Source organism: Brotocaccenecus cirricatena, from assembly GCF_020687045.1.
Lineage (GTDB): Bacteria > Bacillota > Clostridia > Oscillospirales > Oscillospiraceae > Vescimonas > Vescimonas cirricatena.
This window is the reverse complement of the sequence record NZ_JAJEPW010000004.1, coordinates 32,469-56,191: the sequence shown is the minus strand read 5'-3', so window position 1 is coordinate 56,191 and position 23,723 is coordinate 32,469. Positions and strand designations below refer to the sequence as shown.

The 23,723-nt window shown below is 54.5% G+C and carries 22 protein-coding genes; 7 read left to right on the top strand and 15 right to left on the bottom strand.

What is annotated here, in order from left to right; translation table 11 throughout:
• Positions 1-310 precede the first annotated feature (310 nt).
• From LKD37_RS02600 to LKD37_RS02575, 6 genes are all read left to right on the top strand, one after another.
• Complete coding sequence (locus LKD37_RS02600) at positions 311-1,090, top strand: short-chain-enoyl-CoA hydratase (protein ID WP_302927789.1); 780 nt, start codon at positions 311-313, stop codon at positions 1,088-1,090.
• 86 nt (positions 1,091-1,176) lie between these two features.
• Entirely contained in the window at positions 1,177-2,013 is an 837-nt protein-coding gene (locus LKD37_RS02595) for a 3-hydroxyacyl-CoA dehydrogenase family protein (RefSeq protein WP_302927788.1), read from the top strand.
• Positions 2,014-2,034: 21 nt separating this feature from the next.
• Positions 2,035-3,198, top strand: a complete 1,164-nt coding sequence (locus LKD37_RS02590) for an acyl-CoA dehydrogenase (RefSeq protein WP_302927787.1) — start codon at positions 2,035-2,037, stop codon at positions 3,196-3,198.
• A 20-nt stretch (positions 3,199-3,218) separates the two neighbouring features.
• Positions 3,219-4,019: an acryloyl-CoA reductase electron transfer subunit gamma gene (acrB, locus tag LKD37_RS02585; protein WP_302927786.1), complete on the top strand. Its 801-nt coding sequence runs from the start codon at positions 3,219-3,221 to the stop codon at positions 4,017-4,019.
• Positions 4,020-4,035: 16 nt separating this feature from the next.
• The gene (locus LKD37_RS02580; RefSeq protein WP_302927785.1) at positions 4,036-5,097 is read left to right on the top strand and encodes an electron transfer flavoprotein subunit alpha/FixB family protein; all 1,062 of its coding nucleotides are present in this window, start codon (positions 4,036-4,038) and stop codon (positions 5,095-5,097) included.
• A gap of 275 nt (positions 5,098-5,372) precedes the next feature.
• Positions 5,373-6,731, top strand: a complete 1,359-nt coding sequence (locus tag LKD37_RS02575; RefSeq protein ID WP_302927784.1) for an ArsB/NhaD family transporter — start codon at positions 5,373-5,375, stop codon at positions 6,729-6,731.
• A gap of 41 nt (positions 6,732-6,772) precedes the next feature.
• Here LKD37_RS02575 and LKD37_RS02570 read toward each other — a convergent pair whose 3' ends face one another.
• From LKD37_RS02570 to LKD37_RS02535, 8 genes are all read right to left on the bottom strand, one after another.
• On the bottom strand, positions 6,773-9,037 hold the full coding sequence (locus LKD37_RS02570; RefSeq protein WP_302927783.1) for a hypothetical protein: 2,265 nt from the start codon (positions 9,035-9,037) through the stop codon (positions 6,773-6,775).
• Positions 9,030-9,749 (bottom strand): ABC transporter ATP-binding protein, encoded by a 720-nt coding sequence (locus LKD37_RS02565; RefSeq protein WP_302927782.1) that lies wholly within the window; start codon positions 9,747-9,749, stop codon positions 9,030-9,032. Before LKD37_RS02565 ends, LKD37_RS02570 begins: the two co-directional genes overlap by 8 nt.
• Before the next feature lies 1 nt (position 9,750).
• Positions 9,751-10,716: a hypothetical protein gene (locus LKD37_RS02560; RefSeq protein WP_302927781.1), complete on the bottom strand. Its 966-nt coding sequence runs from the start codon at positions 10,714-10,716 to the stop codon at positions 9,751-9,753.
• Between the two features lie 176 nt (positions 10,717-10,892).
• Complete coding sequence (locus tag LKD37_RS02555; protein ID WP_302927780.1) at positions 10,893-11,282, bottom strand: hypothetical protein; 390 nt, start codon at positions 11,280-11,282, stop codon at positions 10,893-10,895.
• Positions 11,283-11,413: 131 nt separating this feature from the next.
• The gene (locus LKD37_RS02550) at positions 11,414-12,544 is read right to left on the bottom strand and encodes a hypothetical protein (RefSeq protein ID WP_302927779.1); all 1,131 of its coding nucleotides are present in this window, start codon (positions 12,542-12,544) and stop codon (positions 11,414-11,416) included.
• Between the two features lie 79 nt (positions 12,545-12,623).
• Positions 12,624-13,772, bottom strand: a complete 1,149-nt coding sequence (locus LKD37_RS02545; RefSeq protein ID WP_302927778.1) for a hypothetical protein — start codon at positions 13,770-13,772, stop codon at positions 12,624-12,626.
• A gap of 122 nt (positions 13,773-13,894) precedes the next feature.
• Positions 13,895-15,031: a hypothetical protein gene (locus tag LKD37_RS02540; RefSeq protein WP_302927777.1), complete on the bottom strand. Its 1,137-nt coding sequence runs from the start codon at positions 15,029-15,031 to the stop codon at positions 13,895-13,897.
• Positions 15,032-15,110: 79 nt separating this feature from the next.
• Entirely contained in the window at positions 15,111-15,314 is a 204-nt protein-coding gene (locus LKD37_RS02535) for a hypothetical protein (protein WP_302927776.1), read from the bottom strand.
• Between the two features lie 7 nt (positions 15,315-15,321).
• Between LKD37_RS02535 and LKD37_RS02530 the strand changes: the two genes are divergently transcribed.
• Positions 15,322-15,591 (top strand): hypothetical protein, encoded by a 270-nt coding sequence (locus LKD37_RS02530; RefSeq protein WP_302927775.1) that lies wholly within the window; start codon positions 15,322-15,324, stop codon positions 15,589-15,591.
• A gap of 241 nt (positions 15,592-15,832) precedes the next feature.
• On the opposite strand, the gene LKD37_RS02525 is transcribed toward LKD37_RS02530, so the two are convergent.
• The 7 genes from LKD37_RS02525 to LKD37_RS02495 all read right to left on the bottom strand — a co-directional run bounded on the left by LKD37_RS02525 (position 15,833) and on the right by LKD37_RS02495 (position 23,597).
• Positions 15,833-16,183, bottom strand: coding sequence for a hypothetical protein (locus LKD37_RS02525; protein ID WP_302927774.1), 351 nt, complete (start codon positions 16,181-16,183; stop codon positions 15,833-15,835).
• A gap of 84 nt (positions 16,184-16,267) precedes the next feature.
• Entirely contained in the window at positions 16,268-17,950 is a 1,683-nt protein-coding gene (locus LKD37_RS02520) for a recombinase family protein (protein ID WP_014080196.1), read from the bottom strand.
• Between the two features lie 118 nt (positions 17,951-18,068).
• Positions 18,069-18,335 (bottom strand): DUF6870 family protein, encoded by a 267-nt coding sequence (locus tag LKD37_RS02515; protein WP_007884026.1) that lies wholly within the window; start codon positions 18,333-18,335, stop codon positions 18,069-18,071.
• 469 nt (positions 18,336-18,804) lie between these two features.
• Positions 18,805-19,215 carry a sigma-70 family RNA polymerase sigma factor gene (locus tag LKD37_RS02510; protein ID WP_195254572.1) on the bottom strand — a complete coding sequence of 137 codons (411 nt, stop codon included), beginning with the start codon at positions 19,213-19,215 and terminating at the stop codon, positions 18,805-18,807.
• 464 nt (positions 19,216-19,679) lie between these two features.
• Positions 19,680-20,045, bottom strand: coding sequence for a metal-dependent transcriptional regulator (locus LKD37_RS02505; protein WP_156703868.1), 366 nt, complete (start codon positions 20,043-20,045; stop codon positions 19,680-19,682).
• An 18-nt stretch (positions 20,046-20,063) separates the two neighbouring features.
• Positions 20,064-21,812 (bottom strand): ABC transporter ATP-binding protein, encoded by a 1,749-nt coding sequence (locus LKD37_RS02500; RefSeq protein WP_156703867.1) that lies wholly within the window; start codon positions 21,810-21,812, stop codon positions 20,064-20,066.
• On the bottom strand, positions 21,813-23,597 hold the full coding sequence (locus LKD37_RS02495) for an ABC transporter ATP-binding protein (RefSeq protein WP_302927773.1): 1,785 nt from the start codon (positions 23,595-23,597) through the stop codon (positions 21,813-21,815).
• Positions 23,598-23,723: the final 126 nt, after the last annotated feature.

The window sequence follows — 23,723 nt, the reverse complement described above, 5'->3', positions numbered from 1 at the left end:
ATAAAATACCAACTCTATATATACCACAAGATACACGGTTCTGTAAACGAAAAAAATGCTCCATTTGGTGCCGGGGACGGTTTTGTGACCGGATTATGAACATGTCATATTGAAAAATGTGCAAAGAAAATTCATTTCTTTTGTGAAATATCCTGAAAAAGAAAAAGCCGGGAAACAAGGGCTTGATAATTTTTAGACGAGGGACTATAATACAAGCTGTATGAAGAGTACGCATGATGGGACCGCTATGGGCGGCATCCCGTCGCGCGCCCGCCGCTGCGGCGGGTGATCGAAGCAAGGAGGAACGATCATGACGAATGTTCTGTTGGAAAAGAAGGGCCACATTGCCGTTGCCACCATCAACCGGCCCAAGGCCCTCAACGCCCTGAACTCCCAGGTGCTGGAGGATATCGACCAGCTGGTGGAGCAGGTGAAGGCGGACGACGAGATCCGCGCCCTGGTCATCACCGGCAGCGGCGAGAAGGCTTTCGTGGCCGGCGCCGATATCGGCGAGATGAGCACCCTGACTAAGGCCGAGGGCGAGGCCTTCGGCAAGAAGGGCAACGACGTGTTCCGCAAGCTGGAGACGCTGCCCATCCCCACCATCGCCGCAGTCAACGGCTTTGCCCTGGGCGGCGGCTGTGAGCTGTCCATGAGCTGCGACATCCGCCTGTGCGCCGACACCGCCGTGTTCGGCCAGCCGGAAGCGGGTCTGGGCATCACCCCGGGCTTCGGCGGCACCCAGCGTCTGGCCCGTCTGGTGGGCATGGGCATGGCCAAGCAGCTGATCTATACCGCCAAGAACATCAAGGCCGACGAGGCCCTGCGCATCGGCCTGGTGAACGCCGTGTATCCCCTGGAGGAGCTGATGCCCGCCGCCGAGAAGATGGCCGAGACCATCGCCAAGAACGCCCCCATCGCCGTCCGCGCCTGCAAGAAGGCCATCAACGACGGTATGCAGGTGGATATCGACCGGGCCGTGGCCATCGAGGAGGGCCTGTTCGGCAGCTGCTTCGAGACGGCGGACCAGAAGGAAGGCATGGGCGCCTTCCTGGAAAAGCGCAAGCACGAGCCCTATCAGAACAAGTAACCCCATTTGGTTAATTAACAGGCTCCTTACCGGGCCTGATGATTAAAATCGCTACTTAAATAAAAATTTATTTAGGAGGAACAATCATGAAAGTCGCAATCTTTGGTGCAGGTACTATGGGCAGCGGTATCGCTCAGGTTTTCGCAGCGAAGGGCCACACCGCTCTGATGTATGCTTCCAGCGTTCCCAGCGCTCAGCGTCATAAGGACAAGCTGGCCGCCTCTCTGAACAAGAAGGTCGCCCGCGGCAAGATGACCCAGGAAGCCGCTGATGATATCATGAGCCGCGTCCTGGTGGAGGAGTTCGAGGCCGCCGCCGATGCCGACCTGGTCATCGAGTGCGTTGCTGAGAATATGGCCACCAAGAAGGAACTGCTGGGCCGCCTGGATGCCATCTGCAAGGAAGATGCCATCTTCGCTTCCAACACTTCCTCTCTGTCCATCACCGAGATGGGCCAGGGCCTGAAGCATCAGCTCATCGGCATGCACTTCTTCAACCCCGTGCCCGCCATGAAGCTGGTGGAAGTCATTGCCGGCGGCAACACCCCCGCCGAGCTGGTCGAGAAAATCAAGACCCTGTCCACCGAGATCGGCAAGACCCCCGTGGTGGTCAACGAGGCCCCCGGCTTTGTGGTCAACAAGATCCTGATCCCCTATTGCAACGAGGGCGTTTGCGTTCTGCAGGAGGGCGTTGCCTCTGCGGAAGATATCGATATTGCTATGCAGCTGGGCTGCAACCACCCCATGGGCCCCCTGCACCTGGGCGATCTGATCGGCTGGGACATCGTGCTGAACATCATGGACGTGCTGTATAACGAGACCCACGATAGCAAGTATCGCGCAAACGTGCTGATCCGGAAGATGGTTCGTGCCGGCAAGTTGGGCATCAAGTCCGGCGAGGGCTTCTTCAACTACAAAAAGTAAATCTGTAAAGGAGAAAAGAGTATGGATTTCCATCTGACGAAGGAACAGCTGCTCGTTCGCAAGATGTACCGCGAATTCGCAGAGAACGAAGTAAAGCCTCTGGCCGCTGAGATCGACGAAGAAGAGCGTTTCCCCATGGAAACCGTCGAGAAGATGGCAAAGCTGGGCATGATGGGTATTTATTTCCCCAAGGAGTACGGCGGCGCCGGCGGCGACGTCCTGTCCTATGCCATGTGCGTGGAAGAGCTGGCCAAGGTCTGCGGCACCACTGCCGTTATCGTCTCTGCTCATACCTCCCTGTGCGCCGCCCCCATTTTTGAGAACGGCACCGAGGAGCAGAAGATGAAGTATCTGCCTGACCTGTGCTCCGGCCGCAAGATCGGCGCTTTCGGTCTGACCGAGCCCGGCGCCGGCACCGACGCCCAGGGTCAGCAGACCACCGCCGTGCTGGATGAGTCCGGCGAGAACTACATCCTCAACGGTTCCAAGTGCTTCATCACCAACGGCAACGTGGCGGATACCTTCGTCATCATCGCCGTCACCGGCAAGACCACCGATAAGCGCGGCCGCTCCATGAAGGAGATCTCCGCTTTCATCGTGGAGAAAACCGATAAGGGCTTCTCTCAGGGCAAGCACGAGAAGAAGATGGGCATTCGCGGCAGCTCTACCTGCGACCTGATCTTCGAGGACTGCGTGATCCCCAAGGATCGTATGCTGGGCAAGAAGGGCGAGGGCTTCAAGATCGCCATGAAGACCCTGGACGGCGGCCGTATCGGTATCGCTTCTCAGGCTCTGGGCCTGGGCGAGGGCGCCGTTGAGGAAGCCATCAAGTATACCAAGGAGCGCGTCCAGTTCGGCAGACGCATCTCCCAGTTCCAGAACACCCAGTTCCAGCTGGCCGATATGCACACCCGCATGCAGGCCGCTCAGTACGTGGTGTACGCTGCTGCCATGAAGAAGCAGAACCACGAGCCCTATTCCATGGATGCCGCTATGGCCAAGCTGTTTGCTGCCGAGGCCGCTTCCGATGTGACCCGCCGCGCCGTGCAGCTGTTCGGCGGCTATGGCTACACCCGTGAGTATCCCGTGGAGCGCATGATGCGCGACGCCAAGATCACCGAGATCTACGAGGGCACTTCCGAGGTCCAGCGCATGGTCATCTCCAGCCACCTGGGCGTTAAGTAATTGAGGAGGTAAAAGGTAAAATGAAAATTCTTGTTACTGTGAAGCAGGTTCCCGATACCTCCGGTAAGGTGGCAGTGAACCCCGACGGCACCCTGGATCGTGCCTCCATGCAGACCATCATCAACCCCGACGACCTGAACGCCGTGGAAGCCGCCCTGTCCCTGAAGGACCAGCTGGGCTGCAAGGTCATCGCGTTCACCATGGGTCCCCCTCCCGCAGAAGGCATGCTGCGTGAGCTGATGGCCATGGGCGTGGACGAGGGCGTCCTGATCACCGCCCGTGAGTTCGGCGGCTCCGACACCTACGCCACCTCCCAGATCATCGCCGCCGGTATCGACACCTACGGCGTGGAAGAGGACGACATCATCCTGGCCGGCCGTCAGGCCATCGACGGCGATACCGCCCAGGTTGGCCCCCAGATCGCCGAGAAGCTGCACCTGCCCCAGGTGACCTACGCCGGCGAGATCAAGAAGGACGGCAACACCCTGACCGTCAAGCGCATGCTGGAGGACGGCTACATGACCGTGAAGGTCAAGACCCCCTGCATGATCACCTGCATCAAGGAGCTGAATCAGCCCCGTTACCTGTCCGTGGGCGGCGCTTTCGAAGCCTACAGCAAGCCCCTGGTCACCATGACCTATGAGACTCTGAAGGATCATCCCCTGATCGACAAGAGCACCATCGGCCTGGCGGGTTCTCCCACCAACATTCTGACCTCCTTTACGCCTCCCCAGAAGGGCGCCGGCATGATGCTCGAGGGCGCCGGTAAGGAGACTACCGACAAGCTGGCCGGCATCCTGGCCGCCAAGCACATCATCTGAGGAAGGAGATAAGAAAATGGCTTTTAATAGTGCTGATACCGCTGCCTTCAAAAACGTATGGGTTTTCTGCGAGCAGCGTCAGGGCGTGATGATGCCCACCACCTTTGAACTGATCTCCGAGGGCCGGAAGCTGGCCGACGAGCTGGGCGAATACGGCGCGGATAAGGTTTATGTGTACAACTCCCCCCTGCTGAAGGACTTCACCACCGACGCCTATACCAAGGTGATCGTGGAAGCCGTGGAGGAGATCAAGCCCGAGGTGCTGCTGTTCGGCGCCTCCAACATCGGCCGTGATCTGGCTCCCCGCTGCGCCGCCCGTCTGCACACCGGTCTGTGCGCCGACTGCACCCACCTGGACATCGACCTGCCCAACTATAAGAACTTCCTGAAGGAAGCCTCCACTCTGCCCGAGGACCGCATCAACAAACTGGGCACCGTGATGATCAACCGGGAGCCCCATCCCGTGGATCGCGACCTGAAGATGACCCGTCCCGCTTTCGGCGGTCACCTGATGGCCTCCATCATCTGCCCCCGCTTCCGCCCCGCCATGGCCACCGTTCGTCCCGGCGTTATGAAGAAGCGCCTGTGCAAGAAGAACGTGGAGATCCTGCACCCCGCCTTCGCTCTGGAGGCTTCCGACATCCACACCGAGGTGGTGGAGACCGTGAAGGCCGCCAAGAAGCTGGTGGACCTGATCGGTGCGGACTTCATCGTGTCCGTGGGCCGCGGCATTTCCAAGGACGTGGAAGGCGGCATCAAGCTGGCCGAGGAGCTGGCCGAGGTTCTGGGCGGCGTCGTGGGTTCCTCCCGCGCCTGCGTGGACGCCGGCTGGATCAGCGCTGACCACCAGGTCGGCCAGACCGGCAAGACCGTGCATCCCAAGGTCTACATCGCTCTGGGTATCTCCGGTGCCATCCAGCACAAGGCCGGTATGCAGGATTCCGAGTGCATCATCGCCGTGAACAAGAACGAGTCCGCTCCCATCTTCGAGGTGGCGGACTACGGCATCGTGGGCGACCTGTTCAAGGTCGTTCCCGAGCTGATCGAGTCCATCAAGGCTCAGAAGGCCGCCAAGTAAACTTGTTTTACGTCAAATAAAAGAGAGGCTGTCCCGCCCGGGACAGCCTCTTTTTACACGTGGGAAGCACTTGTACAGACTCCGGAATGCCCAAGTAAAAATGTGTGAATACGTTGTTAATTCCATGTAAATGTCGTGCAATTTACAGAAAACTGGCTTCTGCTTGTGACATTTTTGTGAAACTGTATAAGGCGCTGGGGTTGACTTTCCCGAGTGGGGAGGCTACAATACCATACGGTTCAAAGATCATTTCTGAAGAAAGGGGAGGAGCCATCATGGAGAAAATTTTGGCGGTTGCCATTTTTGTTGTGATGTTTGCCCTCATCATCTGGGACCGGTTTCCTCGTCAGTGGGTAACGCTGGGCAGCGGAGCTCTGGTGCTGGTACTGGTGTTCGGCCTGTGCATGCATGACGGAGGGGCCATCTGGGAGACGCTGAACCTCAGCTGCTTTATCCAGAAGGGCTTCTGGGTGGGCTCGTCCGAGTCCAATACCGGTATCAACTGGTCCACCATTGTGTTCATTGCCGGTATGATGGTGATGGTGGAGGGCATGGGCCATGCGGGAATTTTCCAGTGGCTGTGCCTAAAAATCGCGAAGCTGGTGCATTACCGGACGGTGCCGCTGCTGATCTGCTTTATGGTGATGTCGGCGCTTCTGGCCATGTTCATCGACAGCATCACTGTGATCCTGTTCCTGGCCGCCGTGACGGCGGAGCTGGCCAAGACGCTGTATTTTGACCCGGTGCCTATGATCCTGGCGGAGATTTTCTGCGCCAACCTGGGCGGCTCGGCTACTATGTGCGGCGACCCCCCCAACATCATCATCGGCACCTCCCTGGGGCTGAGCTTCTTCGACTTCCTGGGCAACACCGGCGTTATCGCGGCGGTGTGTCTGGTGTTCACGGTGGTGTACTTCTTCCTGTGCTTCCGGAAGCCCCTGGCCCAGAGCGAGAAGAATCGCCCGGCAGACGTGGTGTACCCCGACGCAGCGTCGGCGGTGACCAACCGGGCGGGGTTCTATGGCTGCGGATCGTCCTTCTTAGTGGTGGTGGTCCTGCTGATCACCCACGCCCAGACGGAGCTGACGGTGGCCGCCATCGGGTGCATCGCCGCGGCTCTGATGAGCCTGGTGACGCTGCTGACCAGCGGCCGGAAGGCGGCTGCGGGACTGTTTGCCCGGGTGGACTACAAGACCCTGCTGTTCTTCACGGGCCTGTTCGTGGTGGTGACCGGGCTGGAGCGCACCGGCTGCCTGGCCGTGCTGGCAGACTGCATTGCCAGGCTCAGCGGCGGCAAGGCCGTGGTGATGGTGGCCATCATCCTGTGGGTGTCCGCCGTGGCCAGCGCCTTTGTGGACAACATCCCCTTTGCCGCCACCATGGTGCCGGTGATCCAGGCCATGGCCCAGACCCAGGGCGTGGACCTGCATGTGCTGGCCTGGGCGCTGTCCATGGGCACGGACCTGGGCGGCAGCGCCACGCCCATCGGCGCCTCCGCCAATGTGGTGGGCACGTCCGTGGCCGCCAAGAACGGCCATCCCGTCACCTGGGGCAAGTATTGCCGCTACTGCGCGCCGGCCACCATCATGGTGATGGCGGTGTCCATGGTGTGCATTGTGGTGCGGTACATGTGAATCAAAACCTCCGACTTAGCCGGAGGTTTTGATTATACAGATCAGACCCTGGGCCTGCGCCGCACGCACAGAAGGGGGCAGACTACCAGCAGAGCCAGGGGAATGAAATAGACGAACAAGGAGCAGGTAACAGGCGTCCACAGGCGGGCCAGGGACAGGATGCCTGCCGCGCGCACTCCCACCAGCTCCAGGGCCGCCGGGCCCACCAGGCCGGCGCAGCATACCACCACGGCAGCGTTCACCGTCCGGCACAGGCTCGACAGCAGGCACCCGGTCATGGCGGCAGCCAGCAGCACCAGCAGCCGCAGCAACAGGCATCCGGCCAGCCACTGGCCCACAGTGCAGTCTGCGGCCAGGTCTGCAAAATAGGTCACACTGCGCAGCGGGGCGGACAGGGCCGTCAGGCCGCCGTAATACGACGAAACCTGGTACACCTGCCGCAGGGTCAGAGTCAACCATACCGCCGCCGCCAGCAGGGCAGACAGGGCCAGCTTGCAGCGAGGCTCCCGGCGGCGGCCCCGGGGCGTGGTCTGCAGCAGCGGCAGCATTCGCTGCTGCCGCTCTCCGGCGAAGGTGCCTGCCGTCAGCAGCGCCACTGTCAGCAGTGCCGCCATGGACGGAATGCGCTGACTGCCGCCCACATCGCCGCCGCACAGGGTAAACATGGGCGCAGGATTCAGCACCCACAGGCCGGTATCCTGCTTTTCCAGGGCCTCGGCCTCCACGGCGGACAGGGCCGCCAGCTGGGTGGATCGGATCTCGGACTCCGGCCAGCCTTCCACCTCCGCTATGCGGGCCCGGATGGCCCGGAGGGTGTCCTCCGTGGCAGGGCCCTGGAACTCATTCTGGAAGGCGGCGGTATCTGTGTCGTACAGGGACACGTCCGCCGTAGGAGCTGCGGCTGCCCGGAAGCACCAAAGAGCAAAGACCAGCAGCACCAGCAGTCCCTTATGATACCATAGGATTTTCTTGAACTCGAACCCCGTCAGGGTCAGCCGGCCGGAGGCCCGGGAAAACACGGGACGCAGCCGGGCCGCCAGACGCTGGAACAGGTTAGCTCCGGCTATGGGCCGGTGATGTCCGGCATAGACCACGGCTCCTGCCGCAGCCAGCACCAACAGCGCCGGAAGCAGGGCGGTACACAGCATGGCTCCGTTTACCGCCCGACCCAGCAGGTTGATATTCAGATAGTGCAGAAACGTTTTTTCCATACCGACGAAGGAAAACACGTTGATATACCGAAGGGCCACGATGGCATAGCTGTCCGGCACAAAGGCGAACAGACTGTATTCCACCGCCAGAAATGCGGCGGCGGCCACCATGGCCGTCTGCAAATGGTGAATCAGCTGAAGAATCAGCCACAGCAGCAGTCCCATCAGCCACATACCAAGAGTTTTTAGCAGGTAATACGCCCAAAGCACCTGACGGAGCGTCAGCGGGTACGGGAAATTCTGAAAAATCTCGCTGGACTGGGCGGCGGCGGACAGGTCACCCAGCCCGCCGTACAGCAGACTGTCGGTGACAAGGCCCGTCAGCATCAGAAGGGCTGTGCCCAATGCGGCGGAAAGGCCCAGGATCCCCACCCGGCGCAGGGCCAGCCATGTCCGGCCTCGGGGGCTGCCAAACACTAGGTATCGCAGACTGCTGCGGCGCTCCTCCGTCAGCCGCAGTACCGTTACCAGCATCCACAGCAGAATGCACACGGACACCACACTGTCCTGCAAGAAATTCTCCAGTCCGGCAGTCTCCGTCAGGGTCAGGGACACATCGGCGCTGCGGGGAAAGTCCCGGTCCGTTTTCTTCACGTTTTCCGCATGGAATTTTCCGGCGCTGCTGTCCATGAAAATGGACAGGGTGGGCATATTGGCGGCGTTTTCGTGGATGGTATCCAGATATCCGGGATACGACGCCAGGTAGTCCAGCTGCTGCCGGAGGGTCTGCTGGGCCTGCTGCCGGGCGGTAAATTCCACCTGGGCCTGGTCACTGAGATCATATGCCATGGCCGCTGTCTCATAATCGTCGCCCAGCACTTGCCGGGCCTGGTCCCGGTATAGCTCCAGCAGGTCCGGGTCATCCGTGCTGCGCCAGAGCAGGGCCGTCATATAGCGGCGGCTCTCCGCCTCCATCTGGGACAGGGCGGCGGACGGGTCCGGGCTGGCTGCCAGCTGAGCTGCGGTCTGCCGATAGGCGGCGGCAAAGCCGGGGGCGTTGTGATGGTCCACCCGATGGAAAAACACCACCGCCGCCATCAGCACCAGCAGCCATAGCAGACTCCTGCGGGAGAAAACACGCCTGCACTCACGCATGGGGGTGCAGCCGCCGGATATAGGCGTCCTCCAGGTTGGCCGCGCCGCAGCCGCGGATAAATTCCTCCACCGGGGCGTCTGCCAGCAGGACGCCATGGTGCAGCAGTAAAATTTCACTGGCGATGGATTCCACGTCGCCGGTGATGTGGGTGGTGATAAGGACGATTTTGTCCCGGCCCAGCTGCCGGATATATTCCCGCAGGCGCACCCGCTCCTCCGGGTCCAGCCCGGCGGTGGGTTCATCCAGCAGCAGGACCTTGGGCGCGCCCAGCAGGGCCTGGGCCAGCATCACCCGCTGGCGCATACCGCCGGAAAAGCCGCCGACCCGGCGGTGGGCCGCGTCCCACAGATTCACCACCTGCAGCAGCTCCCGAAGCTGCTCCCGGGCGGCCCGGGGCCTCAGCCCCTTCAACTGGGCCATGTACAGCAGAAATTCCCAGGCGGTCATGTCGTCGTACATCCCCTGGCTCTGGGGCATGAAGCCCAGCACCTGCCGGAACGCCGGTCCCATGGACAGAATATCCGTCCCGTCGAAGGCGATGGTCCCCGTCTGGCGGGGCAGCAGGTCGCAGATCAGGTGGATGAGGGTGCTTTTCCCCGCGCCGTTGGGGCCCAGCAGGGCTGTGATGCCGGGGGCAAAGGTGTGGGTAAAGCCTGTCAGGGCTTTCTTGTCCCCGTAGGAATGGGACAGGGCGTGAATGGTCAGTTCCATATTATCCGTGGCTCCTTGCCGTGGGGTCCACCAGCTGGATCAGCTCCAGACGGTCCAGGTGATGGGGGTCGATGTAGTGGGTGATGGTCCCGCCGTCGGCGGAGAGGTAAATGGCATTGGCGGTGGTATATTCCAGGAAGGGGAAGTATAGCCCTATCCGTTCTTGCTCAACCTTCCCCAGAAGCTGGTAATCCCGGTCCAGGGCCCAAAGGGTGCGCTGCGTGAATTCCTTGGAGTCCGAGGTGCGCATGAAGATATAGTCCTTGGTGTAGCTTACCTCTGCGCAGTAGACATCCATGGGAAATTTTACAGACTCCTGATTGGTGGCTTTGTCGTATTCACAGAGTCCTACACCGGCGCGAAAATAGTGCAGCACTCCATCCAGATTCACGATCTGACTGCTCATCTCATCCCAGTCCTCAAATACCCGCTCGATGCGCCCAGTTTCCAGATTGCCCTCTGCATAGGCGCGCTTTTCGGCGTTTGCCTGGGGCAGGGGAAAGTAGAGGTACCCGTTGCTGACAGACACATCCTCCGATGGCCACTCTGTGTGAAGCGGGATATCCTCCTGAAACAGCCGGGTGGTCGCTCCGGTTTCCAGCTGGATCTTGTAAACCGGCAGCGCATAGTCCGGGTCGGCCTGCGGCGGCATGGCCACGTAGATCAAGAAGCCGTTATCAAAGAAGTAACTGCCGCCTAAATGATTGGTCCCATTGGGCTCAAACTGCTTGGGCAGGTCAACAATCTCCCGGTGATTGGTGGCATCCATGTCCATTTGAATCAGGGTGAACTCCTGATTATTATCCTGTACCCCATACAAGTGACCGTTGTAGTACCCAAGAGCAATGTCCATGTACGCATTGCAATTGGTGTCCTCATGCTTGCATTCAGGCTTATTGCATAGGATGTGGAAATCATGACTGCCCGGCTCAGCAAAGCGGATCAGGTAATCCCGCAGGGGATTCATACAGTAATTCCCTTTTTCAGTCTCTATGAAAAAGACGTCTATGTCCTGATACCGGTATTCCCCTGGTTGGACCTCGAAGTTGTTAACAAGTGTGGACGGTTGTTTCTCGCATGCTGTAAGAGTGAGAATCACTATTGTCAACAACAGAACAAGAAGATGCGTTATCTTTGAAAATTTCACTGATTGTCACCGTGCTTTGAGGAGACAAAAATTGTCTGCAAGACATGTGAACCAACCTTAAATGTTGCATTCAAAGATTCAAAAGACCTAACATTTGTTATATCACTGGTAACAATTCTTTTTGCTCCGTTACAACTGATTTTTCCGGTTACACTATGGCCGTACTTGTTTGTATAGGCAACTATGCCAATAATCGACATTGCCTCACTGCTCTCGGTAGCCATATTGGCTTTGCAAGTGTCAGTACGGCAAACAGCAGTGCAGGTGTAGCTGTAGCCGTTGTAGTAGCCGATGTAGGTCTCGCTTTCGGCAAATGCGGTGAGGATGCAGCAGCACATGAGCATGGCGGCTGCGAGGGTCGCGCTGAGAATTCGTTTGATTTTCATGTTTGACCTCCAGTCTTTTCACGGTGTGTTTGTGGGTACAGGCGGTGAACCATGGCATCCCTCCTTATAGCGTGGGGCGATATCGGATAAACCCATTATAGCAGATGGATTTATCCGGTGTCAACTGTGAGTTAGCTGTGGGCTCTGGCATTGCTGGTGTCCGGCATCGGAAGGAGCTCCAAGTTGGATAGATCGCTGGTGTCGATGTAGTGGGTGATGGTCCCGCCGTCGGCGGAGAGGTAAATGGCGTTGGCGGTGGTGTATTCCAGGAAGGGGAACCGCAAACCGATCTTCTCCAGTTCCAGCTTTCCCAGAAGATTATAGTCTCTGTCGTATGCCAGCAGGACGCACTGATGATTGAAATCGGCAGAATCCCGCGTCCGAAGGAAAATATAATCCTTGGTGTAGGACACATCAGCGTAATATACATCCATGGGAACCTTCACTGTCTCCTTGCCGGTGGCCTTGTCGTATTCACACAGGCCGACTCCGGCGCGGTGATAGTACAGCACATTGTCAAAGTTTACGATAAAACTGTTTTCCCGCTTCCAGTCCTCAAATACCCGCTCGATACGCCCGGTCTCCAGGTTCCCTTCCGCATATGGGCGCTTGCCCTCGGATGTCTGGGGCAGGGGAAAGTAGAGGTACCCATTGCTGATGGATACCCCTTCTGCTGGCCAGTCCGTGTGGAGCGGGATATCCTCCTGAAACAGCTGCGTGGTTTCCCCGGTCTCCAGCTGGATCTTGTAGACCGGCAGCGCATAGTCCGGGTTCGATGTGGAGGGGAATGCCAGGAAGATGAGATAGCCGTTGTCAAAGAAGTAGCTGCCGCCGCCGTTGAAATTACCGCTGAGGTCCTTCTGCTCGGGCAGTTGGGTGATGACCCGGTGATTGGTGCCGTCCATGTCCATCTGGATCAGCTCAAAGTGATCCTGAAGCGTAACGCCGTAAAGATGGCCGTTGTAATATCCGAAGGCAACCTCTAAAAACGCATTGCAGTCTGCGCTGGCGTGGCCGCAGTTGGGCTTATTGCACAGGACGTGGAATTCGTGGCTGCCGGGCTCGGCAAAGTGGATCAATCTGTCTCCCGACGGGTTCATGTAGTAGTTGCCCTTCTCTGTTTCCACGAAGAAAATATCGCTGTCCTGATACCGGTATTCCCCTGGCTGGACCTCAAAGTCTGCGGCGGTGGGGGCGGCGGGCTTGGAGGCGCAGGCGGTGAGGGCGAGAAGCATCAAGGGGAGGAGAAGGCGTCGTTTCATAAGAAGATCTCCTTTCTGCGGTGGGTGATATCGGATAAACCCATTATAGCAGAAGGATTTATCCGGTGTCAACTGTGAGTTAGCCGTGGGCTCTGGCATTGCTGGTGTCCGGCATCGGAAGAAGCTCCAAATTGGACAGATCGCTGGTGTCAATATAGTGGGTAATCTTTCCGTTGAGCCAGAAGTAGATGCTGTTTGCCGTGATGGCATACGGCTGGGGGAACCATCTGCCGATCTTTTCCTGCGGGGCCTTTCCCAGCAGGTTATAGTCCCGGTCCAGCACCCAAAGCGTGCATTGCTCAAAGTCCTCGGTATCCGTAGACCGCACCAGAATATAGTTCCGGGTATAGCAGGGGAATGCTGTGTATGTATCCATAGGGAAGCGGACCGTTTCCACACCTGTGACCCTGTCGTATTCACACAGGCCGGCATCCGCCTTGAAATAATACAGAACGCCGTCCTGCTCCATTGCCCCACTGTTGCGATCGCTCCAGTCGGGAAGGGTTGCTTCCACCCGGCCTGTTTTCAAGCTCCCCAGGGCATAGGAACATTCACCGGTGACCCCGTTGGCTATCTTAAAGAAGAAGTCATCCCCGCAAATATTCACATATGAGCTTCCGTAGGAATAAGTGAACAGCGGGATATCCTCCTGAAACAGCCACCGGCCCTTTCCGGTTTCCAGGTCAAACTGGTAAATGGACATGGACCATTCCGGGTCCGTTTCGATGGCGTCGTACATATAAAACAGAGAGCCGTTGTGGAACAGCAATTCGCCGCTGCCGTGCCGCGCACCATCCACAGCCGTCAGAACCGGCAGCTGCCCCACCTCCCGACGGTTGGCGCCGTCCATATCCATGCGCTGTACTACCGGACCGTTGTCTCCGTAGGTGGTGGTGTAAAGATGCCCGTTCCAGTATCCCAATCCATAGTCGGTGTATGCATTGCAGTTATCGCCGCCATGTCCGCAGTTGGGCTTATTGCACAGGGGGTAGAAGGCTCGGCTGCCCGGCTCGGCGAAGCGGATGATTTGATCCCAGCCCAGGTAATACTGCCCCTGCTCCGTCTCCACAAAAAAATCGCCCATGTCCTGATACCGGTATGCTCCCGGCTGGACCTCAAAGTCTGCGGAAGTGGGTGCGGCGGGTTTGGAGGCGCAGGCGGTGAGGGCGCAGCAGCACAGGAGCATGGCGGCTGCGAGGGTCGCGCTGAGAATTCGTTTGATTTTCATGTTTGACCTCCAGTCTTTTCACGGTGTGTTTGTGGATACAGGCGGTGGACCATGGCATCCCTCCTTATGGCGTGGGGGCGGCTTCTGTCCGCGAGAAATGCCTGTATGCGCACGGCCCGGAATTATCCGTGGCTCCTTGCCGTGGGGTCCATCAGCTGGATCAGCTCCAGACGGTCCAGGTGATGGGGGTCGATGTAGGAAATCAGCTTGCCGCCTGAGGTGAAGTAGATGGCATTTGCAGTAACATACTGAAGTGACGGAAACTTGACTCCGTAGGGCTCCAGCTCCATCTGCCCCAACAGATGATAATTCCGGTCATATGCGTAGATGGTGCGGTGTGTATCCGCGTCATCGTCCGATGTGCGAACGATGATATAATCCTTGGTGTACTGCGGCAGGGCCAGGCTGCAATCTGTGGGGACCTTTACCGTCTCCGTGCCGGTGGCCTTGTCATATTCGCACAGGCCCACACCGACGCGGTGGTAGTGTAGTACATTGTCAAAGTTCACCATCGGACTGTTCGATTGGTTCCAATCTTCAAAAATATGCTCGATGCGCCCGGTTTCCAAATTGCCTTCCGCATGGGTAACACTGCCAGTCTCGCCGTTGAACATCGGGAAATACAGGTATCCGTTGCTGATAGACACCCCGGCAGACGGCCAATCCGTATGCACCGGAATGTCCTCCTGAAATAGCCGGGTGATTTCCCCGGTCTCCAGCTGAATCTTATAAACGGCCATGGCATAATCGGGATCGCCCGAGGAGATGGGCATAGCCAGATAAATGAGATAGCCGTTGTCGAAGAAGTAGCTGCCGCCGCCGCTGGAACCGCCGCTGAGATCATACTGCTTGGGCAGTTGGGTGATGACCCGGTGGTTGGTGCCGTCCATGTCCATCTGGATCAGCTCAAACTGATCCTGAAGCGTGACACCGTAAAGATGGCCGTTGTAATATCCGAAGGCCACCTCCAAAAACGCATTGCAGTCTGCGCTGGCGTGGCCGCAGTTGGGCTTATTGCACAGGACGTGGAATTCGTGGCTGCCGGGCTCGGCAAAGTGGATCAATCCGTCTCCCGATGGGTTCATGTAGTAGTTGCCTTTCTCCGTCTCCACGAAAAATCCGTCTCTGTCCTGATACCGGTATTCCCCTGGCTGGACTTCAAAGTCTGCGGCGGTGGGGGCGGCGGGTTTTGCGGCGCAGGCGGTGAGGGAGAGGGCGAGGGCCAGAAGCATTAAGGGGAGGAGAAGGCGTCGTTTCATAAGAAGATCTCCTTTCTGCGGCGGGCGATATCGGATAAACCCATTATAGCAGATGGATTTATCCGGTGTCAACTGTGAGTTAGCCGTGGACTCTGGCGTTGCTGGTATCCGGCATCGGAAGGAGCTCCAAATTGGACAGATTGCTGGTGTCAATATAGTGGGTGATCTTTCCGTTGAGCCGGAAATAGATGCTGTCTGCCGTGATGGCATACGGTTCGGGGGACCATGTACCGATTTTTTCCTGAGGGGCCTTTCCCAGCAGGTTATAGTCCCGGTCCAGCACCCAGAGCGTGCATTGCCCAAAGTCCGAGGAGTGGCTGCATTACCGCCGCACCGATCAGGAACAGGACGTCCGGGAAGATCAGAAGCGCATGGAGCAGGCCCTTGCCACTCTCGATGTGGTCATGTCCCGGCTCTATGAGGACTACGTCCTCGGTGAAATCAGCAAAGAAAAGTACAAGAAGATGACTGCTGATTATGAAGCGGAGCAGGAACGGTTAAAGCTCGAAATTGAAGCAACGCTCGCAGAATCTACCCTTGAACGCAGAAAAACGGCGTGACCTTTACGGTCACACCGTTCTCTGCCCCAATCGCAGGACAAAATAGCTACTTGTCACTATTAAGCCATGGTATTGCGGGCTTTTTTCAAGCTATGAATTTATTCCCACTCGCCAAGTGGAAACGCACTCTAAACTTTTTTGTATAGACCGTTTGATTCCATTTGGCTTAATTTGATGCCTATTATCCCAATCCTATGGGGTATCCGACTTTCTGCTATCAAAAAGCTATCAGGGGATGCTATCAAAGTGCTTCATTGATATCAGTACAGAGCTTTTCAAATCTATCCAAAGCAGAAGAGATGTCTTTCTCTGTCCAGATATCAGGATTTTGAATCATATACATGCTTGGTCTATAATGATCGAAGCGAATCTCTGAGTTAGATGATAGAACATTTTCGACAGAATGTAAAACATCGCCGTCTTTGATGTTTTTTCCATTTATTTTTGCATCAGCAGACAGTCCATAGCATGCATTTACAAGTTTAATATACGGTTCTTTCCCAATAATATCCTCAATGTCGCTTGTTGGATATTGGGTATAATCGCTGGCTAAAAAGACACGGTTCGCGCTCAAAAGGCCACTCTTTTTCAATCGGTCGATTTTGTTTTTGTCGCCATTGTGATATGATTAGCGCCTATTAGGAAAACACACTGTCAAAGGGGTTTGTAGCGGGGGTTAGCCCGCTACTGCGGTATCTTCCGTAGTGTTGATTTCAATGTACTCGGCAATCTTGCGGAGCTCGTCAGCAAATTTGAATTTCACGCTGATATTGCCGTTTTCATAGACCTTGATATAGTCCACAAGTTCAACCAAGATTTCACGGTTGAGGGCTTCAATGTTCTGATACTTCATAAAGGCTACCAGTGCAGGATGCTCGTTGTCCACACCGTTTGCCAGTTCTGCGCGTTCAGCGTTCAGCCGGGTAAGCACCGCGGAAATATCAGAAGTCTGCCGTTCATAGTCAGCCTTCATATCCCGGTATTCCTGCTGGGTGATTTCACCGTCTTTCCAGTCCTGATAAAGAGATTGCTTGTAGCGTGTTATCTTTGTCAGTTCCCGCTCTTTTGCAGCTATCAGATCGTCCAGTCGGTAAGACTGGCTTTTTTTGATTGGAGCGGAATTGATCTGCGTGACGATTTCCGAGTAGGAAACAGCCAAATGTACCTGATGCTGTACAGCGAACAAAACAGCAGCCTCCAGCCGTTCATGCTTGATTGAGTGCATGGTGCAGGCTGTCCGGGAACGGTTCTTGTAGGTTGAGCAAGAATAATATACATTGTTGTTCTTGCCAACGCATCGGGTAATGGCCCGCCCGCAATCGGCACATTTCAGAAAGCCGCTGAATAAATGTACCTCACGGCCTTTCGGGGAAGTACGGGTATCACGCTGTAAGAGAGCCTGTACCTTGTCGAAAGTTTCATAGTCGATAATGGCCTCATGCGTTCCAGCCACTTCCACCCATTCCTCGCGTGGAACAGCTTCAATCTGGTGTACCTTGTAGCTTTTCACCCGGCTTCGGCCTTGGGCTAAATCCCCGGTGTAGGTCGGATTGGTAAGAATGGAGTGGATCATGCGGACTCCCCACATAGGATCGTCATACCCTCTTGTCGAAACAGGCAAGCCCTTTTGTACCTTGTAAGCCGAGGGGCTCGGTACGCCGTGTTCGTTCAGGTACAGCGCGATAGCACGTTTTGATGACCCTTGAATAAGCATTGTGAAAATGAGTTTGACATTTTCAGCAGCATCGGGATCAACAATCAGCCTGTGCTTGTCCTTTGGGTGCTTTACATAGCCGTAAGGAGCAAATGCTCCGATATACTGGCCGTTGCGCCGCTTGTAGTCAAATACCTGCCGGATCTTTTTGGAAGTCTGATAGCAGTAATTATCGTTCATCACGTTTGTAATGGGAACGATGATATTTGAAACGCTGTCGGGGTTCTTGTAGCTGTCCACATTCTCAGCAAGGCTGATAAAGCGAACACCCATTTGAACAAACAGGTTATCGATCAAACTTCCGGCATCGCTATAATTTCGTGCGAAGCGGGACAGGTCTTTTACTATAACGCAGTTGATTTTACCACTCATGACATCCGCCAAGAGCCGTTGAAAATCTTCACGGTTGGCGTCCGTTCCAGTATGACCATCATCCACATATTCCGTGATGCTTTCAAACTCGTCAATGTTTCGTCGGTAAAAATCGTTCAGTAGGTCACGCTGGTTCTTTACGCTGTTGCTATCGTCTTTTCCTTTTTTCAAATCTTCCTTTGAAAGCCGGATATAGATGCCCAGCCGCCAGCGGCGGATTGTGTAAGAGGGAGAGAAACTCTGCTGATACCCTCTGTTTTTTGCTCGTGCCATTGTTCCTCCTTCCCTATCACATTACACTTATATTATAACTCTGTCCGGGGAGGACAACAAGGATGCCTCCGCTTCGGGACACTTTGTCTCGAAGAAGCAAAACGAGCTGTAACCGAAGTTACAGCCCGCTTCTTTGCCGCAGCAGGAAATCCGTCAGCTTATCTTGGAGAGATGGCCCGCTTTCAGCAAATTCAATTTTCACGCCAACACCACCGATGCAAAAGCAGTATGGATTTTTGACAGTCTGCAAAAATCGAGAGATGCGCTCCTTTCGGGAAAGCGCATTGTCAAAGGTCATACCGCTCACATCAGGCAGGGACTCGGCAGCCACCGCGCCAATGTCAACGCTTCTCATTTGTTCAAGTTCCTGTGTAGTTAATTTCACGGTAAACCTCCTTCGCAGATTGATAGAACGCCCCCCGCTGTTTGGTGGGGAAACGCAACAGGCCAGCACCACCGGGATGCTGGCCTGTTGCCTTACTCCACCTTGGGACACTTTGTCTCGAGGTTTATTATAGTTTTTGAATATTAGAGAGCGCCGTACATATTTACTTGGCCTGTCCAAAGACAATCGTTATTTTCTGTGCGGCGCTCTCAACGCAAGTAAAGCGACAAGCCCGGAGGAACAGGCAGCCAACCTGTTCAGCGCCGGATCATGGACTTGGGATGACCGGGCTCATTTACAGTGTTGGTGTTGTTCGTTCAATCTCTTTTAGGAGATGTCACTGCGCACCCACTGTCTGGCTCCCTGTACTTACTCAGGGCTGCCGTTATTCCCTTGCGTTAGGAAGAAAACCTCCTCTCATAAACCGAGACATTTTTTCATCAATTCCAAGTGAGTTAAGATGAAAAAATCAAAAAGTTTTTTTCATGCGTTCAAGGCCACGCTTGATCGACTGGCGAATAGACTCCTCATGTACGCCCTCGGCCTCGGCAATTTCCTTAATCGACTTGCCAAGAATGATATGTGCGTCAATTCTGCGGCCCTGAATCTCCGGCAGAGAATTGAGAGCGTTCCACAGACGAAGAAAGGTTTCCATTCGTTCAAGGAGCTCCTGCGGGGTCGGCTCATGCAGGCAAGCGGAATACTCAATCCCGTCATCGCAGTTCAGAGAATACTGCGCCTTGTGCCGGGAGAGCCGCCGCTGATAGGCCATCTCATAGCGGGCATCGGCCTTGAATACCTCGGCCACCTCGTCAGAAACTTCGATAAGCTGATCCTGCGTGTACCAATAATAAATATCTTTCAAATTGATAGTAGTCATCGTAAAATCCTCCATTTCAGTTTGTTCGGGGTTGGTCGGAAACGAAATGGAGTAACGGCGGAGAACGGCACCGCACCTCGGGACACTTTGTCTCGAAGTCTGGAAAGCAAAATGCGCCTGCGCGACACAAGGCCGCACAAGCGCACGAAAATATATTATCGGTTATGTACTGTTTAATTTCACGTTCAAAGCCCGACTGCTCCAATGGAGGGGCTACGCTTTTTTTAGCTGGTGCAGATCATGGATGCTGCGAAAAAGAGAAAAGGACACGGCAAAATAACCTCCCATCGGCTACCGTGTCCCTGCAAGTCGTCATTGGTTTGTGTAAACGCAAAGAAACGGCGGCTCTGATTTCTCAAAACCGCCGTTAGGGTAATAACTTAAAATAGGCGCGCAAAATCACCTGCCCCAACCAACGGTTTTTTTCTTTCCCCGTAGTCGGGGCAGGTTCATACGCTATCTAATTATTCTTTCGTGACTAATTCTTTCAGCCGTTCATAGGTTTCTGCGCTAATATCATGTTCAATCCGGCAGGCATCAGCCTCCGCCGTTTCAGGATCAACGCCTATAGATATAAGTTGCTTCGTTAAAAAACAATGGCGCTCGTAGATTTTTTCAGCCACCTCCTGGCCAAGATCGGTCAGGTGTAGATAATGGTTTTCGTCTGTTGTCAAAAAGCCGCCCTCTCGTAAAGTTCCTACTGCGTAACAAACGCTGGGTTTTGAAACCTCCATGTACCGAGCAACATCCACGGAACGCACCATACCGAGCTTCTTTTGAAGTATAAGCACGGCCTCCAAATAATCCTCTCCGGCAGTATGAAGTTTCATAGGCAGCTCCTTTCGTCATTAAGCAAGACTCCAGCCAGCCGCACTCTTTCGGATATTGACAAAATCCTGATAGATACCAGGCTGTTTCAAAAGTTCCTCATGGGTTCCTTGCTGTGCAATCTGGCCGTTGTCTATAACTAAAATCTGATCGGCGTTCTGGATGGTATTTAGGCGGTGAGCGATTACAAGCAGGGTCTTTCCCTTCACCAATTCGGAAATAGCCTCCTGAATATAGCTTTCATTGTCCGTATCTACACTTGCGGTAGCTTCATCCAAAATGACAATAGGCGCGTCTTTCAGAATACAGCGGGCAATCGAAATACGCTGTTTTTCGCCGCCGGAAAGTGTTGCACCGCCCTCACCAACCACCGTTTGGAATCCGTCGGGCAAAGCCATAATGAAATCATAGCAGCGGGCTTTTCTGGCAGCCTCATAGACTTCTTCTTCCGTGGCATCCGGCTTTCCCATGATGATATTGTTGTAAATGGTGTCCTGAAACAGATACACGCGCTGGAATACCATGCTGATCTGATCCATCAATTCCGACAGAGGTACATTGCGAATATCCACGCCCCTTATCGTCACATTGCCGGATTTTACATCCCAAAGTCGCGCCAGCAAGTTTGCAATGGTGGACTTACCGCTACCGGACGGTCCAACCAGCGCTGTCATAGAATTTTTCTTCATGGCAAAACTGATATGATGCAGAACCTCTTTATCCTGATAAGCAAATGTAACATCGTTGAACAGGACTTCCGGCTGTCCCGGCTGTGCCTGAGCCGGAATATGCTGCTTGCCGTTGTCGGAAAGTTCCGGTTCATCCAATACCGCTTCAATACGATCAAGGGCAGCGTTCATAACGGTTAGTCTGGATGCTTCTCCATAGAGAGCCTTCAACGGGCCAAAAAGATCAAATACAAATAGCAGAACACTCAACACATAAGCCAAAGAAAGCGCACCGCTCTGTTCCAACACAATAGACAGGCCGAAAATTGCCGCAATACCAATACCGTAAAGGATATTCAGCCCCATTGTCCACGGGGTCATTTTTCGTTCAAAGTCAAGCGATGTATTTCTGGAACGCTTGAAATTGCCGGACAGTTCTTCGGATTTTTCTCCAAGCAGGCTATAGCTCTTAATAACACCAATGCCCTCCACAAAAGACAGCACCGCATCGGTCAGCCGTTCACTCTGCTCCTGACGGCCTGCTGCTTCTCGTAGGGAAACTTTGTTCATTCCCTTAGATACCAGCCATGCCAAAATAGTAACTATCGCAGCGATCAAGCCAAGCTGCCAATTCAGATAAAACATGAACGCCAGCAAAACCAGCGAGGACAGCAGATAGCTCATCATGTTTCCCAGCGTACTCATAGCGACTTCTTCAATGAACACCATGTCGGTACTGAGGACAGAACTGATCTTGCCAATATTGCCGGAAGTGAAATATCCCATCGGAAGTTTCCGCAGATGGCCGCCCAATTCGATACGCTTGTCAGCGAACATCAAATATCCCGCTGCACTTTGCAGGCTGTCACTAAGATAATGGACGAGCATCTGAACCAGCACAATAGCGGCAAGGCCAAGTCCCACATAAAGGCAAGTCTGCCCGGTAATGGTCTTGTTTGCAAATCCACTCAAAACCACAAAGGCCAGAAAAATCGGCATTTTGGACAGAATGGATTCCAGAAACGCACAAACAAATGCGCCCTGAATACGGCTCTTATAACGGCCGGAAAGTTTCAATATTCTTGAAAACAAAGCAAACATTTATTTCCCCTCCTTTGCAGTGTGTACTTTCCACTCGGCGCTGTCTTGTGCCGCTTTCCACAACTTTTGATATTTAGGGCAGGACTGGATCAGCTCTTGATGTCTGCCCGTTGCAACCAGTTTTCCGTGATCCATAACACAAATCTGATCTGCGTTCATAATGGCTGGTAATTTGTGTGCAATAACCACAAGGGTCTTACCTTTTACAAGCTCTGCAATGGCGGCCTCCATCTTTTCTTCGTTTTCAGGATCGGCATAGGCAGTTGCCTCGTCAAGCACCACAATAGGAGCATCCTTTAAGATTGCCCTTGCCAGAGAAATACGCTGGCGCTGACCGCCGGAGAGCATTTTTCCTGCATCACCAGCCATCGAATGAATACCCTGCGGAAGTTTCTCAAGGAACTCTATACACTGAGCTTTCTTTGCGGCCTCCACCACTTCTTCATCCGTTGCGTTCAGCCGACCAAGCCGAATGTTTTCGAGCAGAGAGGTATTGAACAGGTATTGATCCTGTGCCACATAGGAGATACGGCTGTTGAGTGCTTCAAGACTCATATCGCATAGTTTCTGCCCACCGATGGAAATACTGCCTTTCTGTGGGTCATAATAGTGAATCAGCAGTTTCGCTAATGTACTCTTGCCGGAGCCAGATTCACCAACAAGGGCTGTTTTCTGTCCAGCTTTTGCCGTAAAGGAAATGTCATGGAGAACTTCATCCTCAATTACAACAGGCTTTCCATCCGGGCCGGGCTGTGTGGTCTGATAAGCGAAAGAAACATGGTCATAAGTAATGGTGTCATCTTTCCCGTGGAACGCACCTTCTGTCTGCTGGAGCTCCGGCGCATCCAACACCTGCTCCAATGCAGAAATTTTATAGTTAAGCTGGGGCATGGTAGGCAGGAAACCGAGAGATTTCAGCAGCGGCATACCAATACTTAAAGAAAGACACAGTACCAAGATCAAATTAGGCAGAGTAGACCAGCCAGAGAGAACGAACCATGCGCCAACAGGCAAAGTCAGAATAATGGTGCATGGAAGCAGACTGCTGTAAATTGCCATCCACGGCCACGCCGCCTTGTACCACGCCAGAGCATAGTCCCGATAATCTGATACATCTTTGCGGAACCGCTCGTAGGAATCTGCGTCCTTATTGAATACCTTGACAACTTCCATACCGTTAATGTACTCAATAATGGTATTGTTCATCTTTTGTCCGGCCATGTAGTAAGGCCCCATTTTCTTCATGCCAACGGAATACATCGTCATCATGGCAATCAGACTGATCGGAATGGATGCCAGCGACAGAAGCGCCAGTTTCCAATCCACAAAGAACATTGCCACATAAACCGCAATAGGGATCATCAGGTTTGCAATTCCCTCCGGCATGGAGTGAGCCAGCAAAACTTCCAGACTGTCTACATCATCCACGAACAGCTTTTTGACTGTGCCGGTGCCTTTATCCTGAATGACACCAAGGGGCAGCTTTTCAAACCGTTTTTGAAGTGCCGTCCGCAGACGGAGCAGCGTGTCGTAAGCGGCTTTGTGAGAAAGATTCAGCCCCCAGCCATAGAAAAGGGCTTGCAGCACCAGACACACCAAGACAAGAACCACGCGCAAAATGATAAAGGATGCTTCAATAGATTCACCCATGACCAGCGGCGCGATCACCTGATAGGCCAGCACAAAAGGCAGGATGCCCATAAGAACGCTGACCAGTACGACAACCGTGGCCACATACATATTTTTCTTATATGGCCCTGCGTACTCAAAGATTTTTTTGAACATAAGCCCTCCTTATATTGAGCCGTACTGTCTGTGCTTCAAAAACAAGAGGCCGCCAAAGTAAAGCGGCCTCTTATCATTATCTTTCTGTCCAGTCAAGGCGGCCCTGACATTCATAATTTCTAAAAT

Coding starts and splice junctions, on each gene's coding strand:
- LKD37_RS02600 (WP_302927789.1), top strand. CDS start 311: ATGACGAATGTTCTGTTGGAAAAGAAGGGCCACATTGCCGTTGCCACC.
- LKD37_RS02595 (WP_302927788.1), top strand. CDS start 1,177: ATGAAAGTCGCAATCTTTGGTGCAGGTACTATGGGCAGCGGTATCGCT.
- LKD37_RS02590 (WP_302927787.1), top strand. CDS start 2,035: ATGGATTTCCATCTGACGAAGGAACAGCTGCTCGTTCGCAAGATGTAC.
- acrB (WP_302927786.1), top strand. CDS start 3,219: ATGAAAATTCTTGTTACTGTGAAGCAGGTTCCCGATACCTCCGGTAAG.
- LKD37_RS02580 (WP_302927785.1), top strand. CDS start 4,036: ATGGCTTTTAATAGTGCTGATACCGCTGCCTTCAAAAACGTATGGGTT.
- LKD37_RS02575 (WP_302927784.1), top strand. CDS start 5,373: ATGGAGAAAATTTTGGCGGTTGCCATTTTTGTTGTGATGTTTGCCCTC.
- LKD37_RS02570 (WP_302927783.1), bottom strand. CDS start 9,037: ATGCGTGAGTGCAGGCGTGTTTTCTCCCGCAGGAGTCTGCTATGGCTG.
- LKD37_RS02565 (WP_302927782.1), bottom strand. CDS start 9,749: ATGGAACTGACCATTCACGCCCTGTCCCATTCCTACGGGGACAAGAAA.
- LKD37_RS02560 (WP_302927781.1), bottom strand. CDS start 10,716: ATGAATCCCCTGCGGGATTACCTGATCCGCTTTGCTGAGCCGGGCAGT.
- LKD37_RS02555 (WP_302927780.1), bottom strand. CDS start 11,282: ATGAAAATCAAACGAATTCTCAGCGCGACCCTCGCAGCCGCCATGCTC.
- LKD37_RS02550 (WP_302927779.1), bottom strand. CDS start 12,544: ATGAAACGACGCCTTCTCCTCCCCTTGATGCTTCTCGCCCTCACCGCC.
- LKD37_RS02545 (WP_302927778.1), bottom strand. CDS start 13,772: ATGAAAATCAAACGAATTCTCAGCGCGACCCTCGCAGCCGCCATGCTC.
- LKD37_RS02540 (WP_302927777.1), bottom strand. CDS start 15,031: ATGAAACGACGCCTTCTCCTCCCCTTAATGCTTCTGGCCCTCGCCCTC.
- LKD37_RS02520 (WP_014080196.1), bottom strand. CDS start 17,950: ATGGCACGAGCAAAAAACAGAGGGTATCAGCAGAGTTTCTCTCCCTCT.
- LKD37_RS02510 (WP_195254572.1), bottom strand. CDS start 19,215: ATGACTACTATCAATTTGAAAGATATTTATTATTGGTACACGCAGGAT.
- LKD37_RS02505 (WP_156703868.1), bottom strand. CDS start 20,045: ATGAAACTTCATACTGCCGGAGAGGATTATTTGGAGGCCGTGCTTATA.
- LKD37_RS02500 (WP_156703867.1), bottom strand. CDS start 21,812: ATGTTTGCTTTGTTTTCAAGAATATTGAAACTTTCCGGCCGTTATAAG.
- LKD37_RS02495 (WP_302927773.1), bottom strand. CDS start 23,597: ATGTTCAAAAAAATCTTTGAGTACGCAGGGCCATATAAGAAAAATATG.